This is a genomic window from Sporosarcina sp. Y1011 (assembly GCF_057669885.1).
Genome location: NZ_JBYHFP010000002.1, coordinates 369589 through 388007 on the forward strand (window position 1 = coordinate 369589; position 18419 = coordinate 388007).

At 41.5% G+C, this 18419-nt stretch carries 15 protein-coding genes and 1 riboswitch; of the genes, 2 read left to right on the plus strand and 13 right to left on the minus strand.

The window, feature by feature from the left end; all coding sequences use genetic code 11:
* Positions 1 to 2: 2 nt before the first annotated feature.
* Both AC25Y5_RS04015 and AC25Y5_RS04020 read right to left on the minus strand, forming a co-directional pair.
* Positions 3 to 989, minus strand: coding sequence for a homoserine dehydrogenase (locus AC25Y5_RS04015; RefSeq protein WP_488139205.1), 987 nt, complete (start codon positions 987 to 989; stop codon positions 3 to 5).
* Positions 990 to 1102: 113 nt separating this feature from the next.
* Positions 1103 to 2392, minus strand: coding sequence for an O-acetylhomoserine aminocarboxypropyltransferase/cysteine synthase family protein (locus AC25Y5_RS04020; RefSeq protein ID WP_482101293.1), 1290 nt, complete (start codon positions 2390 to 2392; stop codon positions 1103 to 1105).
* A gap of 124 nt (positions 2393 to 2516) precedes the next feature.
* Positions 2517 to 2632: riboswitch (SAM riboswitch) on the minus strand.
* A 143-nt stretch (positions 2633 to 2775) separates the two neighbouring features.
* On the opposite strand from AC25Y5_RS04020, the gene AC25Y5_RS04025 reads away from it, so the two are divergent.
* A complete protein-coding gene (locus AC25Y5_RS04025; protein WP_488139206.1) occupies positions 2776 to 3405 on the plus strand; it encodes a glycerol-3-phosphate acyltransferase in 630 nt (209 codons plus the stop codon).
* A 92-nt stretch (positions 3406 to 3497) separates the two neighbouring features.
* Here the strand turns inward: AC25Y5_RS04025 and AC25Y5_RS04030 are convergent, their stop codons facing one another.
* From AC25Y5_RS04030 to AC25Y5_RS04060, 7 genes are all read right to left on the minus strand, one after another.
* A complete protein-coding gene (locus AC25Y5_RS04030; RefSeq protein WP_488139207.1) occupies positions 3498 to 3983 on the minus strand; it encodes a hypothetical protein in 486 nt (161 codons plus the stop codon).
* Positions 3980 to 5548: a sodium/proline symporter gene (locus AC25Y5_RS04035; RefSeq protein ID WP_488139208.1), complete on the minus strand. Its 1569-nt coding sequence runs from the start codon at positions 5546 to 5548 to the stop codon at positions 3980 to 3982. Before AC25Y5_RS04035 ends, AC25Y5_RS04030 begins: the two co-directional genes overlap by 4 nt.
* A 21-nt stretch (positions 5549 to 5569) precedes the next feature.
* Positions 5570 to 5695 carry a hypothetical protein gene (locus AC25Y5_RS04040; RefSeq protein WP_488139209.1) on the minus strand — a complete coding sequence of 42 codons (126 nt, stop codon included), beginning with the start codon at positions 5693 to 5695 and terminating at the stop codon, positions 5570 to 5572.
* Between the two features lie 79 nt (positions 5696 to 5774).
* The gene (locus tag AC25Y5_RS04045) at positions 5775 to 7133 is read right to left on the minus strand and encodes an aminotransferase (RefSeq protein WP_488139210.1); all 1359 of its coding nucleotides are present in this window, start codon (positions 7131 to 7133) and stop codon (positions 5775 to 5777) included.
* A 39-nt stretch (positions 7134 to 7172) separates the two neighbouring features.
* Positions 7173 to 8717 (minus strand): CoA-acylating methylmalonate-semialdehyde dehydrogenase, encoded by a 1545-nt coding sequence (locus AC25Y5_RS04050; RefSeq protein ID WP_488139211.1) that lies wholly within the window; start codon positions 8715 to 8717, stop codon positions 7173 to 7175.
* Positions 8718 to 9108: 391 nt separating this feature from the next.
* Positions 9109 to 10470 (minus strand): aminotransferase, encoded by a 1362-nt coding sequence (locus tag AC25Y5_RS04055; protein WP_488139212.1) that lies wholly within the window; start codon positions 10468 to 10470, stop codon positions 9109 to 9111.
* Positions 10471 to 10553: 83 nt separating this feature from the next.
* Positions 10554 to 12017, minus strand: coding sequence for a CoA-acylating methylmalonate-semialdehyde dehydrogenase (locus tag AC25Y5_RS04060; protein WP_488139213.1), 1464 nt, complete (start codon positions 12015 to 12017; stop codon positions 10554 to 10556).
* 150 nt (positions 12018 to 12167) lie between these two features.
* Between AC25Y5_RS04060 and AC25Y5_RS04065 the strand changes: the two genes are divergently transcribed.
* Positions 12168 to 13826 carry a PucR family transcriptional regulator gene (locus AC25Y5_RS04065; RefSeq protein ID WP_488139214.1) on the plus strand — a complete coding sequence of 553 codons (1659 nt, stop codon included), beginning with the start codon at positions 12168 to 12170 and terminating at the stop codon, positions 13824 to 13826.
* A 218-nt stretch (positions 13827 to 14044) separates the two neighbouring features.
* On the opposite strand, the gene AC25Y5_RS04070 is transcribed toward AC25Y5_RS04065, so the two are convergent.
* The 4 genes from AC25Y5_RS04070 to AC25Y5_RS04085 are packed head-to-tail and all read right to left on the minus strand — an operon-like array spanning position 14045 to position 18405.
* Positions 14045 to 14869, minus strand: coding sequence for an ABC transporter permease (locus tag AC25Y5_RS04070; protein WP_488139215.1), 825 nt, complete (start codon positions 14867 to 14869; stop codon positions 14045 to 14047).
* 10 nt (positions 14870 to 14879) lie between these two features.
* The gene (locus AC25Y5_RS04075; protein ID WP_482101301.1) at positions 14880 to 15821 is read right to left on the minus strand and encodes an ABC transporter permease; all 942 of its coding nucleotides are present in this window, start codon (positions 15819 to 15821) and stop codon (positions 14880 to 14882) included.
* 15 nt (positions 15822 to 15836) lie between these two features.
* The gene (locus AC25Y5_RS04080) at positions 15837 to 17378 is read right to left on the minus strand and encodes an ABC transporter substrate-binding protein (RefSeq protein ID WP_488139216.1); all 1542 of its coding nucleotides are present in this window, start codon (positions 17376 to 17378) and stop codon (positions 15837 to 15839) included.
* Positions 17379 to 17433: 55 nt separating this feature from the next.
* The gene (locus AC25Y5_RS04085) at positions 17434 to 18405 is read right to left on the minus strand and encodes a P1 family peptidase (protein ID WP_488139217.1); all 972 of its coding nucleotides are present in this window, start codon (positions 18403 to 18405) and stop codon (positions 17434 to 17436) included.
* Positions 18406 to 18419 lie beyond the last annotated feature (14 nt).

Consider the following 18419-nt stretch of genomic DNA (forward strand, 5'->3'; position numbering starts at 1 on the left):
TCTTAACTTTTGATAAGAACCTTTTCACGTTGTCTAACCATATATAAGAAGTCTCCGATCAATGCGCTCGCTGTCGGATACATGCCTGCTCCCGGGCCTACAAGAGTAAGGGACCCTAGATAATCAGTTTCAACAATAATTGCATTATCAACACCGTCGACTCCATATAACGGATTGTCAGGACCAATTAGTACCGGTCCCACACTTCCTCGCAAGACACCCTTTTCATCAATTGAAATCTCCGCGATATGCCGATAACGAAGTTTCCCTTTTAACGCTTCTGCAACATCTTCAGCTTTAACTCCATCGATTCCCACAGTCGGGATGTCTCTCCAATCAGGCTGGGCACCAAATGATAGTGCACTTAAAATCATCAGTTTTCGAAAAGCATCTTTACCACTAACATCGTCAGTCGGATCTGCTTCCGCATAACCAAGCTCTTGTGCTTCAATAAGTGCAGCCTTAAACGAAACTTTCTCTTCCCGCATCTTTGTCAGGATGAAATTTGAGGTTCCATTTAAAATCCCTCTGACTCGTCGTACTCGATCTGCAGGCAACAAGTTTTTTACTGTACGGATAATTGGTACTCCACCCGCTGTAGTTGCTTCATAACCGACCTGAACGCCTCGGAATTCCGCGTGTTTCAATAATGCCGGACCATGTGTCGCGAACATTTTCTTATTTGCCGTTATAATGTGTTTGCCTTTTTCGATTGCATCTGAAAGATACGTATAGGCAGGTTCCTCACCAACAATTGCCTCAAAGATGAAATCAATGTCCGGGTTCATCAGTATGTCCTGGATGTCTCCCGTCACTTTTACCCCGGGTGTTGCTAGACGCACTTTCGCTACATCGCGAACAAGGATGGCAACTATATCGATTTCGCAGCCTGTTTGCTGCTTAATCTCATTCTTTCTTTCATTCAAAATTCTGTAAACCCCTTCACCTACAGTGCCGAAGCCGAGTAGAGCAACCTTGATTGACGGCATTTCGCCACCTCCATGGACTGCTTAATAACAAGTCCCCATTTTTCAGTTTCATTTAAATGGCTATAGGGCGTAACAAACTAAGAGGATTGTCATAGCCATCCTTCTTCCAAAAATTATACTGTTACAGCTACTGCTGCTTCAATAGCCTGCGCTAAATCTGCAATAATGTCTTCTGCTGATTCAAGACCAACCGATAGTCTAATTAGTTCCTCGGTAACGCCTGATTTTTTCAAATCTTCAGGGCCGAGCTGCTGGTGCGTTGTTGATGCAGGATGGATGATCAAGGATTTTGCATCGCCAACGTTAGCTACGTGCGACCAGATTTTAACGTTGTCAATTACGTTTCGACCAGCCTCACGCCCGCCTTTGATGCCGAAAACGATAATGGAGCCGAAGCCGTTTTTCAAATACTTTTTCGCAAGGTCATATGATGGGTGATCTTCGTTCCCAGTATACGTTACCCATTCAACAGATGGATGCTGTTTCAAGAATTCTGCCACTTTGATAGCATTTTCATTATGTCTTGTCACACGCAGATGCAAGGTTTCAAGTCCTTGTAAGAAGTTAAAGGCACTATCCGGATCCAAGCAAGGTCCAAAGTCTCGTAACAATTGAACACGTAGCTTAGTGGCAAACGCCGCACCTGCAGTGTCAATTCCATAACGAAGGCCATGGTAAGATTCATCCGGCTCAGTAAAGCCTGGGAACCGTCCTTGTGTCCAATCAAACGTACCCGCGTCAACAGCAACTCCACCGATTGTTGTACCATGTCCGCCAATCCATTTCGTTGCAGAGTGGATCACGACATCTGCACCAAATTCGATTGGATTTGAACCGTATGGAGATGCAAACGTACTGTCTATAAGAAGTGGTAGACCGTTTTCATGTGCAATGTCCGCAACTGCTTCAATATCAAGCACATGTAAACTTGGATTACCAATTGTTTCTGCAAATAAAGCTTTTGTTTTATCTGTAATCGCTGCGCGGAAGTTTTCAGGATCCGTTACATCGACAAATTTTACATTGATGCCGTAACGCGGAAGCGTATTAGCAAATAAATTATACGTACCACCATACAAATTGCTCGCCGCGACAATTTCATCACCTGCGCCTGCGACATTTAAGATTGAAAATGCAATAGCCGCCATTCCTGAAGATAATGCAACTGCCGCCGTTCCTCCTTCAAGAAGTGCAATACGTTCTTCAAAAACAGCAACGGTTGGATTTGTAATACGCGTATAGATGTTGCCTGCTTCTTGCAGTCCAAACAATTTTTGAGCATGTTCAGTATCACGAAATACGAATGATGAGGTTCTATGAATAGGAACTGCACGAGAACCTGTTACAGGATCGGGTTTTTGTCCACCGTGTAGAAGAAGTGTTTCAGGTTTAAGTTTTGTCAAAGTCATTACCTCCAAAGTTTTTTAGATGGAATTGATTGTGATCTGCGGAGGCGCTGGGGGTATTTTGGAAATAAAAAATAACCCCCTTCGCTTAAGAAGAGGGTTACGCTTTCGCTTTTTCCTCCCCTTATCTTTCAGATCATTCGAACCGACCTGTAGGAAGTAGCACCTTTACAAGCTGGTCGCTTGTCGGTTGCCGGGCATCGCAGGGCCTATTCCCTCCGCCGCTCTTGATAAGAGTTTGTATCATTCAGTTTTCCATCTTGTGACATAGTATAGTAGATATCGCGAGACAAAGTCAAGAGATTATTAAATAATTTTTCTGAACCTTGCGTTTACCTCTAATGTTACAATTAATTTACCAATGTTTTGGAGGAATGGTTATGTGGTTATGGATTACAAGTGTACTAGTTTCGGGATATGCCATCGGTTGCTTGCATGGATCGGTTGTCGCACAGATAATTTCGGGCGTTAACCTAAAAGATACCGGGGTGAAAAATGCCGGTGCTTCGAATGCCACAATCGTTCTCGGGAAAAAATTCGGCGCACTTGTTGCTGCAATTGATATCGGTAAAGGTGCAGTAGCTGTCCTATTTGTACGATACTTTGCTGTAAATGCCGGACTTCCAGGGGAAATTGTAGCTTTACTATTATTCCTCGCGGGTACTGCAACCGTGATTGGGCACAACTTCCCGTTTTATATGAAGTTCAACGGCGGTAAAGGAACCGCCACGATTATTGGCGTACTGCTCGCCATCGACTGGCAGGTTGGACTCATTGGCTTTGCATTATTTGTCATCGTGGCGCTTGTAACAGACTTTCTCGTGTTTGGCGTGCTGATGCTGTACGTGACGCTCATCGCGATGGCAGTTTGGGCAGATGGATACTGGCCCATTATAGCGGCAGTATTCTTATTCGGCATCGCAATTTGGAAACATATCGAGAATTTCCGTCGGATGAAAAACCGTAGCGAGAAACAGGTTTCTGCAGTTTTCAAAAAGAAAGCATCTTAAAACTGAGAACCCCTCGTTTGAAGGTTCTCAGTTTTTAATGATTAAAAAGAGTAATGGAACTTCAAGGTAATATTGAAACCACTGAAACTAATTTATAAAGGGTGGTAACTTCCGCTAATCGCGTCAAAAATCATTTGACGTTGCGCATGTCCTTCTTGACCATACTCCGCTAACCAAAACGGCCGATGAAAGAGTGCACTGCCCACCAGTTGAATTTTAGGAATTGTGATAAATTTAGCTTTCGACGATGTATGATCAAATACAAATTTCTCTGCAATCTTTTTTGCATCATCCTCGCTAACCATAACAGTTGGTATTTGCTCCATTTCAATATGATTATTTGAAAATTTAGGTTGTACATCCACTATTGCCCCCTTACCGCTGAGGGCATCAACTGTACAGCCTATTTTCCCTTTAAACGCTAGTAAACTTTTCGCGTATACTTCGAACTCAAAAAAGTAGTAGGGATAGTATATCAATTGACTTATATGAATTTCTGCCCGCCTATCGATTTTTTGAAACCCACGAAGGATATCCTGTTTTTCAAACGTTACATCTTGAGTTAGTATTGCATTCATGAGTAACCACGCTCGTAGCCTTCCGTTTCTTTCGCTAAAAATTTGGAGATATTTTTAGCTTCAGGAGCTAGACTTCGGGAGATATTCCGGTCAAACTCTTTTGTAAATATGCGTTTTCTTCTCGACTCCTCAAATACTTCTTGTATTTCTTGGGATGGCTTGCTGCCAAATCGGCTACCAATAATCATCCCAATGATTGATACTAACAAGCCCGCTAAGAATGGGTGTAACCCCGTCGGACCTTCCAAACTCATCGAAGTCCAAAGAATATTAGTAGACGCTCCGCCAATCATGGCACATAAACAACCGATATAATTAGCCTTCTTCGAATAAACAGAAGCAACATAAGGTACAAGGAAACTATTTGCAAGTGTGCCAAAAGCAAAAACAACTAAAGCAAAAATCGACGGTGGTTCATAGATAGCAACAACAACTCCGACAATTCCGCCCGCTAGTATACACAACCTAGAGACAAGTACCATTGTTTTCTGACTCGCATTCTTATTAATGAACCGTTGGTAGACATCTCGGGAAAGAATGGAGCCCGCCTGCATCAGTATAGAATCCGCTGTAGACATGACGGCTGACATAATCGCCGACAAGAGAAGTGCTGCAAAAATACCAGGGAAAAGAGTATAGGCTAATTCCGTTATTATCATTTCTGGATCAGCGATATTAGGCAATAGAATAATTCCGATAAGTCCTAAAATATATGGAACAAAGATAAAGAACTGGTTCCAAATAGCACTTATCAAAACCGCCCCTTTGACCGTTTTAGTACTTTTCATCGACATATGTCTAACTACAACGTGCGGGAGCCCCATATAACCAATTGAGTAAATTAGAATGGCACCCAATACGACTCCCCATTGGCCATAAAAGGCTAAGCCTTTCCCCCAAATGCTTAAATAAGTAGGATCAATTTGTGCCAAAGAGGCATTTAGTCCGGATATGCCGCCTACGTGGAAATAAGCCAACCACCCGATACCAACCACTCCAAGCACCATAATCATCCCTTGTATAAAAGACGTATACGCAACAGCCAAATAACCGCCCGCCACTGTATAAATAATAATGACACTAACACCAATAACCAATGACAATTCATATGAAAAGCCAGTAAGTGTTGACATCGCTTTTCCCGCAGCTATAAATTGAGCACAAACATATCCAAAAAGAAAGACTATGGAGATAATGGAACCTACAACACGTACGCTGGCACTTTCGAATCTCTTTTCCAAGTATTCAATCGGAGAAAGTGCTCCTAATTTTTCAGACATTCTTCTCATCCGTTTCCCCAAAACGGAAAGGTTAATAATCGACCCACCCGCATCACCAATGGCATACCACACAGCGTACCATCCATATTGGAAAGCCATTGCAGGTGCACCCATAAACATAAAACCACTCATTGCGGTAGTCTGCATCGTCATCGCAGTAACCGCTGGGCCAAGGGACCTGCCTCCAAGTAAATATTGTTCTGTGGACTCTGCAGATTTACGTGAGAACCAAAGACCGATCCCTAAAAGAACTGCTAAATAGACTACAAAAATTATTCCATCCATACTCACGGCAACACCCCCCTTTTAACTATTATTTTCTTCCTCATCATCTTCTTTTTTCATCTTAAAATACATAAACACTGCTAGTCCAACCCATATGAATGGCCATGGAATAATCCACCAAAATGTTTCCGCTGGTAAATTGAACAAATCGTCACCTCCTAATCACAAAGTTATACTTTCATCAGAATAGGAAGCAGAGGTGAATACACACCTCTACCCATTTGTATCATTCGTTTTCTTTAAACACTTTCTTTACAACAGCAATAATGAAATCTACATCTTCGTCAGTGCAGGACAATGGCGGACTGAGTGCTAAAATATTATTAAAACCAGCTACCGTATCGCCATTTCTCCCGATAATAAGTCCATTTGCCTTGCATTCCCCGATAATTTTGGCGACACGTGCATTGGAAGCAGGTTCTTTCGTTTTCTTGTCTTCAACTAGTTCAATTCCTAAGAGGAAACCGAGACCGCGGATATCACCAACAAACGGGTGCTGCTTTAGGCTTGCCAACTCTTTTTGAAGACGCTCACCAAGCTCGGCAGACCGTTCAATAAGGCTTTCCTTCTCAATAATTTCGAGGTTCTTCAATGCCACGGCACAAGCTGCAGGATTCCCGCCAAAAGTATTGATATGACGGAAGTGGCTATTTTCTTCACCTGTGTCAAACTTTTCGTAAATATCTTTTCGCACAGCTGTAACAGATAGCGGTAAGTACGCGCTTGTCAGCCCTTTTGCCATCGTAATAATGTCCGGCTTTACGCTAAAGTGCTGATGGCCAAATGCTTTCCCAGTTCGTCCGAATCCACAGATAACCTCATCAATGATTAGAAGGACGCCGTGGCGATTACAGATTTCTTGAACTTTTTCCAAGTAAATCGGATGTGGGATCAAGACTCCGCCACCAGTAATAAGAGGCTCCATAATAATCCCGGCAATTGTTTCTTTCTGCTCCCAAATAACTTTTTCTTCAAACTCTAGCGCACGTTGTATGTTGTATTCTTCAACCGATTGATTTGCCGGCCTACGGTAATTATCAGGTGGTGCAATATGCAGAAAACCTGGAACGAGCTGTTCATATTTATATTTCCGTAGAGCTTGACCAGTGGCTGAGAGCGCGCCCATAGAACTACCGTGGTAAGCCCTGTAACGTGAGATGAATTTGTAACGTGACGGTTCCCCATTTTGCTGATGGTATTGGCGTGCAAGCTTAAATGCCACTTCGTTTGCATCAGATCCGCTATTCGAATAAAAAAATACATAATCGCCTCCGAGCATTTCATTCAACTTTTCAGCAAGCTCAATGGCAGGTTCATGGCTTTGAGTCATAGGTGCATAGGCCAGTTTTGTCATCTGTTCATACGCAGCTTTCGCGAGTTCCTCACGCCCGTATCCGACGTTCACACACCAGAGTCCAGACATGCCATCCAAGTAACGATTACCTTTATGATCGGTGATCCAAGCCCCTTTTCCGCTTTCGACGATCATCGGAGGATTCTTTTCATTGTAGGCGGAAATGTGATGCCATATATTTTGACGATCCTTTTCAACTAATGATGATGTATCCTTTATCACTTTTGTCATTTTCTTATCCCTCTTTCTCTATCAATAAGTAGTAACAAATCAATTCCGATTACTTGGGAAGTCGAATGCAACACCTTTTTTATGGTCTGTAGTTTCTGGCCATCTTTCTGACACCGTTTTAATTTTCGTAAAGAATCGAACAGTATCCGGTCCGAACATATGACTTTCACCAAATTTTGAACGCTTCCAGCCTCCAAAGTTGTGATAGCCTACTGGAATCGGAATTGGTACATTGACACCTACCATGCCGACTTCGACCTTCTCCGTGAATTCGCGGGCTGCAGGACCATTCTGCGTAAAGATCGTGACCCCATTTCCAAATTCATGTCCGTTTACCAAATCAATCGCTTCACCCAGATTGTTTACACGAACTACTATCCTTGCCGGTCCAAACACTTCCTGCCGATAAACCTCCATATCCGGTGTAACGTTGTCCAGTAAAGTCGCGCCTAAATAGTACCCATTGCTATTTTTGCCTACGTCGGGATTACGGCCATCTACACAGAGTTTTGCCCCTTCTTGTAAGCTGTTTTCAATCGATTTGAGTACTGCTTCTTTGGATTGTTGTGTGATGACCGGCCCAAAGTCGGCTTGTTCATCGTCATACGAACCCACTCTCAACTCTTCTACTTTTTTTATTAACTTCTCGACAAATATGTCGGCCGTCTTTTTACCAACAGGCATCGCGACAGACAGAGCCATGCAACGCTGAGAAGCCGCTCCATACGCAGCCCCTAGGAAAGAGTCAACTGCAAAATCGATATCAGCATCAGGCATGATGATCATATGATTTTTCCCACCACCGAATGCGGCTACCCGTTTATGATGTCGACTGGCTTCCTCATAAATATATTCCGCCACTTTTGTGGAACCGACGAAACTGACTGCCATCACTTTTGGATGTGTGATTAACGCATCCACCGCTTCCTTATCACCATTCACCACACTCCATACCCCAGCAGGAAGCCCCGCCTTTTTCCAAAGCTCCGATATGAACAGTGCAGAATTTGGTACGCGCTCAGAAGGCTTTAATACAACAGAGTTTCCGCATACAAGTGCCATTGTTGTCATCGCAACCGGTACCATTACCGGGAAATTGAAGGGTGAAATACATGTGACAACGCCGAGCGGCTGTTTAATGGAGAAGGAGTTAATGCTTCCGCCTACATCAGTGGAATGCTCGCCTTTTAATAGATGCGGTGCATTAATTGCAAAATCGACCGCTTCAATTGCACGGCTAATTTCTCCTTTTGCATCCGAAATTGTTTTTCCGTTTTCCTGCCCAATCGTTCTAGCAAGTTCATCAGTTGCATCAATTAGCAACGTCCGGAAGTTGAATAGTACTTCTACCCTTTTTGCAACGGGGGTTTTCCTCCATGTGTTAAAAGCTTTATCTGCAGCCTCTACGGCTTGGTTCACATCTGCAGCTGTTGCGTAAGGACAGTCAGCAGTTTTTTCTCCTGTGGACGGGTTATAAATAGGTCCATAACGTTCAGATTCCCCTTCCGATTTCACCCCGCCTATAAAATGATATATCTTGTCCACCGATTTCTTTTCGCCTACAACACGATCTAGCTTGTTCATAATTTAATTAACCCCCTGTTTTCGTTTTTAAAAATTGATAACACAATTCCTTTCGAGCATTTAAAATTGCTAAACTGAATTCCGCTTTGCCTTATCAGTATATTAATAGAAATTTTGACTTCTGCTTTACGTTTTGTAAAATCAAAACCACATTGACTATACATTTTGTCCAAAATTGAAAGTAGTTCAATTACAACACCTACTCCAATCAACATATTTGACTACTGCACGAGAGGAAACCTCCCTATTTAAGACTCCTACGCTAGATTAATCAGTACACAGTCTAGGGTTCAGATAATCAACATCAAAAAAATAGCGAGCCTTAACTCCAGTAATTATCGGAGTTAGGCTCGCCTACGCTATATTCATATGTCCAACTTATATACCTATATCAAGCTTCGTTTGCCTTAAATACCTTCTTCATAACTGCGATAATGAAATCAAAGTCTTCATCGGTACAAGACAACGGCGGGCTCAGCGCCAGGATATTATTAAAGCCTGCGACGGTATCACCATTTCTGCCAATGATGAGCCCATTTGCCTTGCAATCCCCGATGATTTTCGCAACACGGGCGTTGGATGCAGGCTCTTTCGTTTCTTTGTCTTCAACAAGCTCAATTCCAAGAAGGAAGCCGAGGCCACGAATATCGCCAACGAATGGATGGTCTTTCAAGCTAGCTAGCTCTTTTAGCAGTCGCTCACCAAGTTCAGCGGATCGATCAAAAAGATTTTCTCTTTCCATGATTTCTAGGTTCTTTAATGCGACTGCACAAGCAGCAGGATTTCCACCAAACGTATTCACATGACGGAAATGACTGTTTTCTTCGCCTGTATCAAATTTTTCGTAGATGTCTTTTCTGATTGCAGTTACAGATAATGGCAGGTAAGCACTCGTTAGTCCTTTCGCCATCGTAATAATATCTGGCTTCAAATTAAAGTGCTGATGGCCAAACGCTTTCCCAGTCCGACCGAATCCGCAAATCACTTCATCAACAATGAGCAAGACTCCGTGACGGTTACAGATTTCCTGAACTTTTTCAAGATAGATTGGGTGTGGAATTAAGATACCGCCGCCCGTAATAAGTGGCTCCATAATAATCCCGGCAATCGTCTCTTTCTGCTCCCAAATAATTTTCTCTTCAAACTCCTGGGCACGTTGAATATTATATTCTTCGATAGATTGCCCAGCTGGTCTGCGATAATTATCTGGCGGCGCTACATGTAAGAATCCTGGCGCAAGCGGTTCATACTTGTATTTCCGTAATGCCTGCCCTGTTGCTGCCATTGCGCCCATCGAACTTCCATGGTAGGCCCGGTAACGGGAGATGAATTTGAAACGGGACGGTTCTCCATTCTGTTGGTGGTATTGACGCGCAAGTTTAAAAGCTACTTCGTTCGCATCAGAACCACTATTGGAATAAAAAATCTTATAATCGCCGCCAAGCATTTCACTTAACTTTTCAGCAAGCAAAATTGCCGGTTCGTGACTTTGCGTCATCGGTACATACGCCAGTTTTTTCAGCTGTTCATATGCGGCTTGTGCAAGTTCCTCACGCCCATATCCAACATTCACAGCCCAAAGCCCGGACATTCCATCTAGATAACGATCACCGTTATGATCTGTGATCCATGCTCCTTCTCCACTTTCTACGATCATCGGCGGATTTTTTTCATTATAAGCGGAAATGTGATGCCACACATTTTCACGGTCTTTTTGAACTAATGACTTTGTCGTTTCTTTAGCTGTTGTCAATTGCCCCACTCCCTTTTTATAGCTGAAGCCTACATCAGCAGAACCTCAGCATTTATCCCCTATTTTGAACGACCGCATTACGATTAGTGGCGTGCTGTCAACATTTTCTTCCGTGTGTAAAATTCGATTCCATCACGGCCATTCGCGTGAAGATCACCGTAAAACGACTTCTTGTAACCAGAGAACGGGAAGAATGCCATTGGAGCTGGAACGCCAAGGTTAATGCCAAGCATCCCCGCATCGATTTCTTCTCTGAACTGGCGAATCGCTTTCGCGCTATCTGTGAACAAACAAGCTCCGTTTGCAAAATCTGACTTATTTGCAAGCTCAATCGCTTCCTCTAATGTATCGACTCGAACAACTGACAATACAGGAGCAAAAATCTCTTCTTTCCAAATTTTCATTTCTGTTGTCACATTGTCGAAAATCGTCGGTCCGACGAAGTAACCGCCTTCAGAAGTGGACTTATCATCGCGGCCATCACGTAACAGTTTCGCGCCCTCTTCAACGCCTGACTCAATGTAATCAAGTGTCTTGTTTTTATGTGAATCCCTAATGACCGGCCCAAGGAATATCCCTTCTTCCAAGCCATTACCAATTGTCATTTTATTTGATTCATCTACTAATCTTCCGACTAATTCATCCGCAACATCGCCGACTGCAACAACCACAGCACAAGCCATGCATCTCTCCCCTGCGGATCCAAACGCGGCATTAATAATATTGGTTACCGTCGCATCCATATCCGCATCCGGCATGACGATTGTATGGTTTTTCGCGCCCGCTAATGCTTGAACACGTTTGCCATTCGACGTTCCCGTTTTGTAGACGTATTCAGCAACTGGCTGTGAACCCACAAACGATACTGCCGGAATATCTGGGTGATTTAGAATACCGTTCACGACGTCATGTGCGCCGTGTACGATATTGAATACACCATCCGGCAGACCTGCTTCATGCAGCAATTCCCCAAGACGGTTTGCCAGGAGTGGCGTCCGCTCAGATGGCTTAAGGATAAACGTATTCCCGCTCGCAATAGCTAGTGGGAACATCCAGCACGGCACCATCATCGGGAAGTTGAACGGTGTAATTCCCCCAATGACCCCAATTGGATAGCGGTACATGCCCGATTCAACGTTCGTTGCGATATCAGGAAGCTGATAACCCATCATTAATGTTGGCGCACCTGCGGCAAACTCGACACACTCAATACCGCGTAGCACTTCACCATAAGCTTCAGCATAATTTTTGCCGTTTTCAATCGTAATAATTCTTGCAAGTGCTTCCCAGTTCTCTATTAGCAATTGCTGATATTTAAATAAGATTCTTGCACGTTGTGGCACAGCAACCTTCTTCCATTTTGCAAATGCTGTTTTCGCTGCCTCTACCGCTAGATTTAAATCTTCAAGCGTAGAAATGGGAACTTCCGCAAGGATTTCTCCCGTCGCTGGATTCGGTACCTCTTCATATTTATCTGTCGTTGATTTTACCCATTGTCCATTGATGAAGTTTGTAAGCGTTTTCTTCTCTACTGCTGTGATTGTCATTTTTATTCCTCCTATTCTATTTGTCTTGCTAGTTGACTCTGATTTATTTAGGCTTCATACTATACTTTACAGACTATTTAGATACTTAACACTTTACATAATGTAAAATCGTTAGTTTAGTATTTTAACATTTGGGAGGGATTTATAAATATGAGTGATTTAACCTTTACAGTGAAAGACGTCCTTGCTCGTAATTCTTTCAAGTCCGCGAAACTAATCGCTGGTATTGAAGGACTAGATAGACGGGTGAAGTGGTCGCATATTTTAGAAACAGGAGAATTTGATTCGCTAATAAATGGAGGCGAACTTATTCTTACAACAGGTGTAGGTTTACAACTTGATCTCCCTTCCCAACTAAAATATGTGAAAAAACTAATAGAAAAAGATGTCGCAGGAATCTGTATAGAAATCGGACCTCATTTACAAGAGATTCCTCCCGAATTAGTCAAGTTAGCCAATGAAAGTAATTTTCCAATCATATTATTCAAGGAAATTGTAAAGTTTGTCGACATTACCCAAGACCTTCATACTTTCATCATTAATCAACATCACGAGATGCTATCCCAACTCGATCATCTGTCGAGAAAATTCATTTCATTATCACTTACACACAACGGTATTCTGAAAATCCTTCGTGAACTACATGAACATTTTCAAGAGAACGTATTTTTTATTAACGATGATGCGAAGCCATTTTATTATCCATCAGAAATTAAAAGCTTAGATAAATCACTCCGTTCATATGTTAAAAGTTCCTCAATGGATAACACGGAACAAAGAACCTTTACGCTCGGTGATGATACATTCGCACTAATGCCCGTTCGAGTCCTTGGCCAGGTTTGGGGGAATTTGTACATACAAATAAAACACCCTCCACTATCAGAGGAATTTTTCTTTCTTATTTTAGACCGCGCTAGCCTTGCTATAGCACAAATATTATTGCGGACTAGGACAATCGAAGAACGTAAACAAAACTCAGAAGATAAACTCGTTCAAAACCTAATAAACGGCCGGGAGTATGAACAAGACGATCTCCAAGCTTATTTTCCTCCCCCTAGCCGCAATATGCATTTCAGAGTTTTTATTATTCAAATAGACTCGCCAGTAATTAACCTCAGCGAAGAGGACTTGGATGAAATAAAACTTCAAAGATCTATAGTGGTTCGTTCCCTTTTCAAAAGACATGGTTTTTTCCCTGCAGTTTCAGTTAGAAGAAATGAGATTACAGTCATTGCTTCATTCATCGCAGCTGATCATTTAAAAAAGGAGACAGATAGATTCTCACAAATCACACATGACATTCTCAAAATGAAAGAAAACAACTTTATAGATGGGGAAAAATGTACTTTCGGCGTAAGCACGGTCTACACCGCTATTTCAGATATAAGCAAAGGTTTCAAAGAAGCTCATAAGGTACTGGAGCTACATGAATCTGAAATAACTACAAGTAATTTCTATGAAAGCTTAGGGATTTACAGACTACTGCTTTTATTAAAAAAGAGCGGCCATCTTGAAACATACATTAATGAATACTTGGGGGCTGTGCTCGAATTCGATCAGAAGTTGAATAGCAATCTCTTCGAGACACTCCGCGTCTATCTTGAATGTAGTGGATCAAAAAAAGAAACTTCAGATCGACTGTTCATCGTCAGACAAACTCTGTACCACCGACTTGATCGATTGGAAACACTTCTTGGAAAAGATTTTATGGAACCAGCGAATCGCCTCGCTATCGAAACCGCCGTTAAGGCTTATGAATTGGTAATAGGGACTACACACAAAAATGATGTTGTCACAATTATTACATGACGATAATAATTACTTATAAATATTCAGACATATTTTAACAATACGAAGCGAGATGGTCTAATAGCGCTTCTTTCATAAATAATTCCCCCATCAATAACTGGCATAACAATTTATGCAGCTAGATGGGGGTATTCAATGTAGCATTCGCAACATGATTCCCAAAATATATAACCACAAGCTCGTTTAAATATTCCGCATATTGCGTGTGCCTGATTGTGTCAATTTGAACGTGGATCCATAATATCTCTAATTGCATTACTTAACATATAAAACCCTAAAACCATTAACGTGATTGCAACACCCGGCGCATATGTATACCACGGTGCGCTTGCTAAATACGATTGAGAATCCCTTAACATACGTCCCCAACTAGGGTCTGGCGGTTGAACACCCAGCCCTAAATAACTTAAGCTCGCTTCTGCCAACATTGCAATTGCAAAACTTATAGATGCCGCAACAATAAGAGGGGACGAAACGTTCGGAAGTATATGCTTAAACATAATGTTAAACGGCTTCACACCTACCAATTTTGCCGATAGAACGTACTCAAACTCCTTATGCTGAATAAATCCACTTCGTGCGATTCTTGCTATAGTGGGGATCGCTATTATACCAAGAGCAATCGAGGTATTTAGCATACCCGGACCAAAAACAGCTACTAGCATCAAGGCTAATATAATCCCTGGAAAAGCCATTAATGCATCCATAATTCTCATAAAAACCTCATCAACCCAACCGCCTACATAACCCGCAATTCCACCAATAAGAGTGCCAAAAATCATTCCTATGCACACAGTTACTGTACCTACAAAGAAAGCTGTTTGGGTCCCCTTCATAATTCTGCTAAAGATATCTCTTCCAAATTCATCTGTCCCAAACCAATGCACAGCATTTGGACTTTGCAGTTTGTTCGCGACACTCATCTCATTCACATCATGCGGTGTATATATAAAACTTAGAAGCATTAACAGTAAAAAAGTTAATAATATGAGGAGGCCCATGATTAAATTTATATTTTTCCCGTGACTCATTAGTGATTTCATGTTGACCTCCTTATGTCAATCGTATTCGTGGATCAAGAATCGAATATAATATATCCACCAAGAAGTTGATAAAAACAACTGCAAGTGTGATGTACATGACTATGCCTTGTACTAGTGGAAAATCACGATAACTAATAGATGTTATTAATAATTTACCTATGCCAGGCAAACCAAAAACTTGTTCAACAATAATTGTTCCCGCGATAACTTCTGCAGTTATTAGGCCAAATATTGTCAGTATCGGGATCATCGAATTTCTTAACACATGCTTGTAAAGAACCTTTTTTTCTTTGATTCCTTTGCTCCGAAGCGTACGCACGTAATCTAATCGTAATTGTTCCAAAATAGCATTCCTTACATAGCGAAATTTAACTGCTATTTGAGGAATCGCAATTGTCAGTGCTGGTAACAATAATGCTCCTAATGCACCTGTTACACTTTGTGTCCAAGGCACATATCCACTAACAGAAAAAAACTTAAAATTCATTCCAAGATATAAAATCAATAACATCCCTAACCAAAAGGAAGGGATTGCCATCCCTAATTGGGTAACTGTAGAGAAAACAACATCACTTAATTTGTTTTGTCTTTTCGCTACAAAAATACCAAGAGGGATAGCAACAACTACTACGATAGTTAGCGTCATAATAGCCAAGGAGATGGTAACTGGTAATCGATCCAGAATCAATTCTGAGACTGGTTTTGAGAATCGGATTGATTGCCCTAAATCACCTGTCATTAACCCTTTAATCCACTCAAAATATTGGGTATGAAGTGGTTGATCTAAACCAAGTTGCGCTTTTAAAGTCGCTATTTGCGCCTCGTCAGCGTCTGGGCCTAACATAATACGGATAGGGTCTCCTGGCATGACTTGAAAAACGGCGAAGGTAATAACGGATACTAGTGCCACAGTAACAATGAATAATATAACTCTACGTATGATATAAGCCATATTTTCTGTTCCTTTCTATTTTGCAGATCTCACTTCCGACATGTCATGGAACCAGAAAGGATACGCCTTTTGACCCTCTAAGTCTTTATTTAATGCCCATATTATCTGGTAATCAGCAATATAAACAGCCGCGGCCTCTTCAGTTAATATCTCCTGAGCACGATGATAAAGTTTAATTTGATCGTCCAGTTCAGGCTCGTTTAATACATCCGTCATTACTTTATCAAATTCAGCATTTTTAAATTTAAAGAAGTTCTCACTATCGTTAGTAGACACATAGTCGTTGAGTACCTCATAAGCAGACGGTCTACCCGTTAAATCGATTGCTGTCATCTCATAATCTCTTCCACGATATATGCGGTCCAACCAAATTCCCCATTCAATCACTTCTATTTCAACATCTATGCCAATTTCCTTTAAATTCTCAACAGTAACTTGAGCAATATCGGAGTACATTGTGTTATGGGATGAGACAGACATCTTTGTTTTAAAACCATCTGGATAACCTGCTTCTGTTAATAACTCCTTCGCTTTTTCAATGTCTCTATCATATACATCCTGTAATCCATCCAAATAGTAATCCCCCATTGCAGGACTCATATTTGAACCCAATGGAGTGGCGAAACCTGAATACACCGAATCAATAATATCTTGTTTATTTATTGCATAATTAATCGCTTGACGAACTTTTGTATCGTTAAATGGCTCTCTTTCATTGTTAAAGGCAATTACCAATGATGAGTTATTATCTTGGTGATTTAAATTAAAATCGTTTTCTACTTCAGATATACGATGTGCAGGAATGCTTGTTAAATCGAGTTCATTCCCCTGCAAGGCCATAAATGCCCCTTGATCATCCGATTGGAATACGAAAGTAACTTTATCTAAATAAGGGATACCTTCTTTCCAGTATTCAGTATTTTTCTCTAAAACAAGATCAGTACCCGGACTATAGCTAACATATTTAAACGGGCCAGTTCCGATTGGATGATCATTATGTTTTCCGTCGTTCGCTTCGGGGATAATTGCAGATTGTAATGCTGTCAGAGAGTATAAAAAATTCGAATTAGGCTCTGTGAGTCTCATTACCACAGTCCTTTCATCCGGTATTTCGATAGATTCGACTTTCACAAAATTAGAAGATAGTGGTTCGTTATTGTTAGTTCCCATTAAACGATCAAATGTATACTTTATATCCTTAACTGTGACCGGATCACCATTATGAAACTTCACATTGTCTTTTATATTAAACGTATAAGTTAAACCGTCATCTGAGAGTTTATAGTCTTCAGCTATCGCTGGCTTAAGTGTACCGTCTGTTTCTGGAGAAAATAATCCTTCAAACATATTTAAAATCATTTGAAACGAAATAGAAGCTGTGGCTGAATGTGGATCCAAAAAGTCAGGATCATCATTAATTCTTACTCTTATTTCTTTAGTCTCTTCTTTATCCGTCTCTTTATCCTTCTCTCCATTTTCACTAGTGCATGCACTTAGCAACAGAATGGAGACTAGTAGCATTGAGACAAGTGATGACCAATATTTTCTTTTTTCCATTGCAAAAATCCCCCTTATAATGGTTTACGTTAACTATTCATGTCGTCATTCTCGTTTAACCTTCTCTTTGGATGCTTCTAAAACTCGGTATTCCAGAAACTGCGTCCGCAGATTTTATGGCTACTATAATCGCTTCTTCCATGACTTGTGCCGCTAAGCTCCCGATTAAATCCACTGGATACGATCCACCACCAGTTGCAAGGGCAAAAACTGTATCCCCGTCTAACATCGTATGGACTGGATATATAGTTCTTGCCAAACCATTTTGTGCAATTTGCGCTACCTTTTTTGCTTCAGCTTTTGTCAGCTTAGCATTTACTGCTACAACCCCGATTGTTGTATTTGTACCGGGAAGTATTGTGCTTTTTATGTTTTTCTGTAAATATAGGAGACTATCAATAAGTTCACCTGTTTCCGGGTCAATTGGACCGGCGATGATTTCTCTATTTGACGGATCCCTTATATCTCCAACAGCATTTACCGCAACAATCGCACCGATCACAAGACCATTGTCCAATGTAAGAGAAGCGCTACCCAAGCCCCCTTTCATACAATTTTCAAATCCAGTTATCTTTCCAACTGTTGCCCCACATCCTGCACCTATATTCCCAAATGGAAATGACCCTTTTGCTGCTTTCATAGCCGCCTCATACCCCATTTTTTTATCAGGACGAATTTTGGGATCTCCAACCGGGAGATCAAACAGAACTACACCTGGCACAATTGGAACTCTAGCTACCCCAACGTCAAGCCCTATCCCTTTTTCTTCGAGATATTGCATGACTCCCGAAGCCGAGTCCAAACCAAATGCACTTCCCCCAGCCAAACTGATTGCATGAACTTCAGTTACTGAATTAATAGGATCCAGTAATTCTGTTTCACGTGTGCCAGGAGCAGATCCGCGAACATCTACACCACAAACCGCCCCTTCTTCTGTAAGGATAATCGTACAACCTGTTAGCGCTTCTAGATTTTCAACATTCCCAACCTTTATACCCGGCACGTCGGTAATATTGCCAAAAGTCATATACACCAATCCTC

Bases quoted from the DNA above. Each gene is read 5' to 3' on its own strand.
- AC25Y5_RS04015 (WP_488139205.1), bottom strand. From the start codon at position 989: ATGCCGTCAATCAAGGTTGCTCTACTCGGCTTCGGCACTGTAGGTGAA.
- AC25Y5_RS04025 (WP_488139206.1), top strand. From the start codon at position 2,776: ATGTGGTTATGGATTACAAGTGTACTAGTTTCGGGATATGCCATCGGT.
- AC25Y5_RS04030 (WP_488139207.1), bottom strand. From the start codon at position 3,983: ATGAATGCAATACTAACTCAAGATGTAACGTTTGAAAAACAGGATATC.
- AC25Y5_RS04035 (WP_488139208.1), bottom strand. From the start codon at position 5,548: ATGGATGGAATAATTTTTGTAGTCTATTTAGCAGTTCTTTTAGGGATC.
- AC25Y5_RS04045 (WP_488139210.1), bottom strand. From the start codon at position 7,133: ATGACAAAAGTGATAAAGGATACATCATCATTAGTTGAAAAGGATCGT.
- AC25Y5_RS04050 (WP_488139211.1), bottom strand. From the start codon at position 8,717: ATGAACAAGCTAGATCGTGTTGTAGGCGAAAAGAAATCGGTGGACAAG.
- AC25Y5_RS04060 (WP_488139213.1), bottom strand. From the start codon at position 12,017: ATGACAATCACAGCAGTAGAGAAGAAAACGCTTACAAACTTCATCAAT.
- AC25Y5_RS04065 (WP_488139214.1), top strand. From the start codon at position 12,168: ATGAGTGATTTAACCTTTACAGTGAAAGACGTCCTTGCTCGTAATTCT.
- AC25Y5_RS04070 (WP_488139215.1), bottom strand. From the start codon at position 14,869: ATGAAATCACTAATGAGTCACGGGAAAAATATAAATTTAATCATGGGC.
- AC25Y5_RS04075 (WP_482101301.1), bottom strand. From the start codon at position 15,821: ATGGCTTATATCATACGTAGAGTTATATTATTCATTGTTACTGTGGCA.
- AC25Y5_RS04080 (WP_488139216.1), bottom strand. From the start codon at position 17,378: ATGGAAAAAAGAAAATATTGGTCATCACTTGTCTCAATGCTACTAGTC.
- AC25Y5_RS04085 (WP_488139217.1), bottom strand. From the start codon at position 18,405: ATGACTTTTGGCAATATTACCGACGTGCCGGGTATAAAGGTTGGGAAT.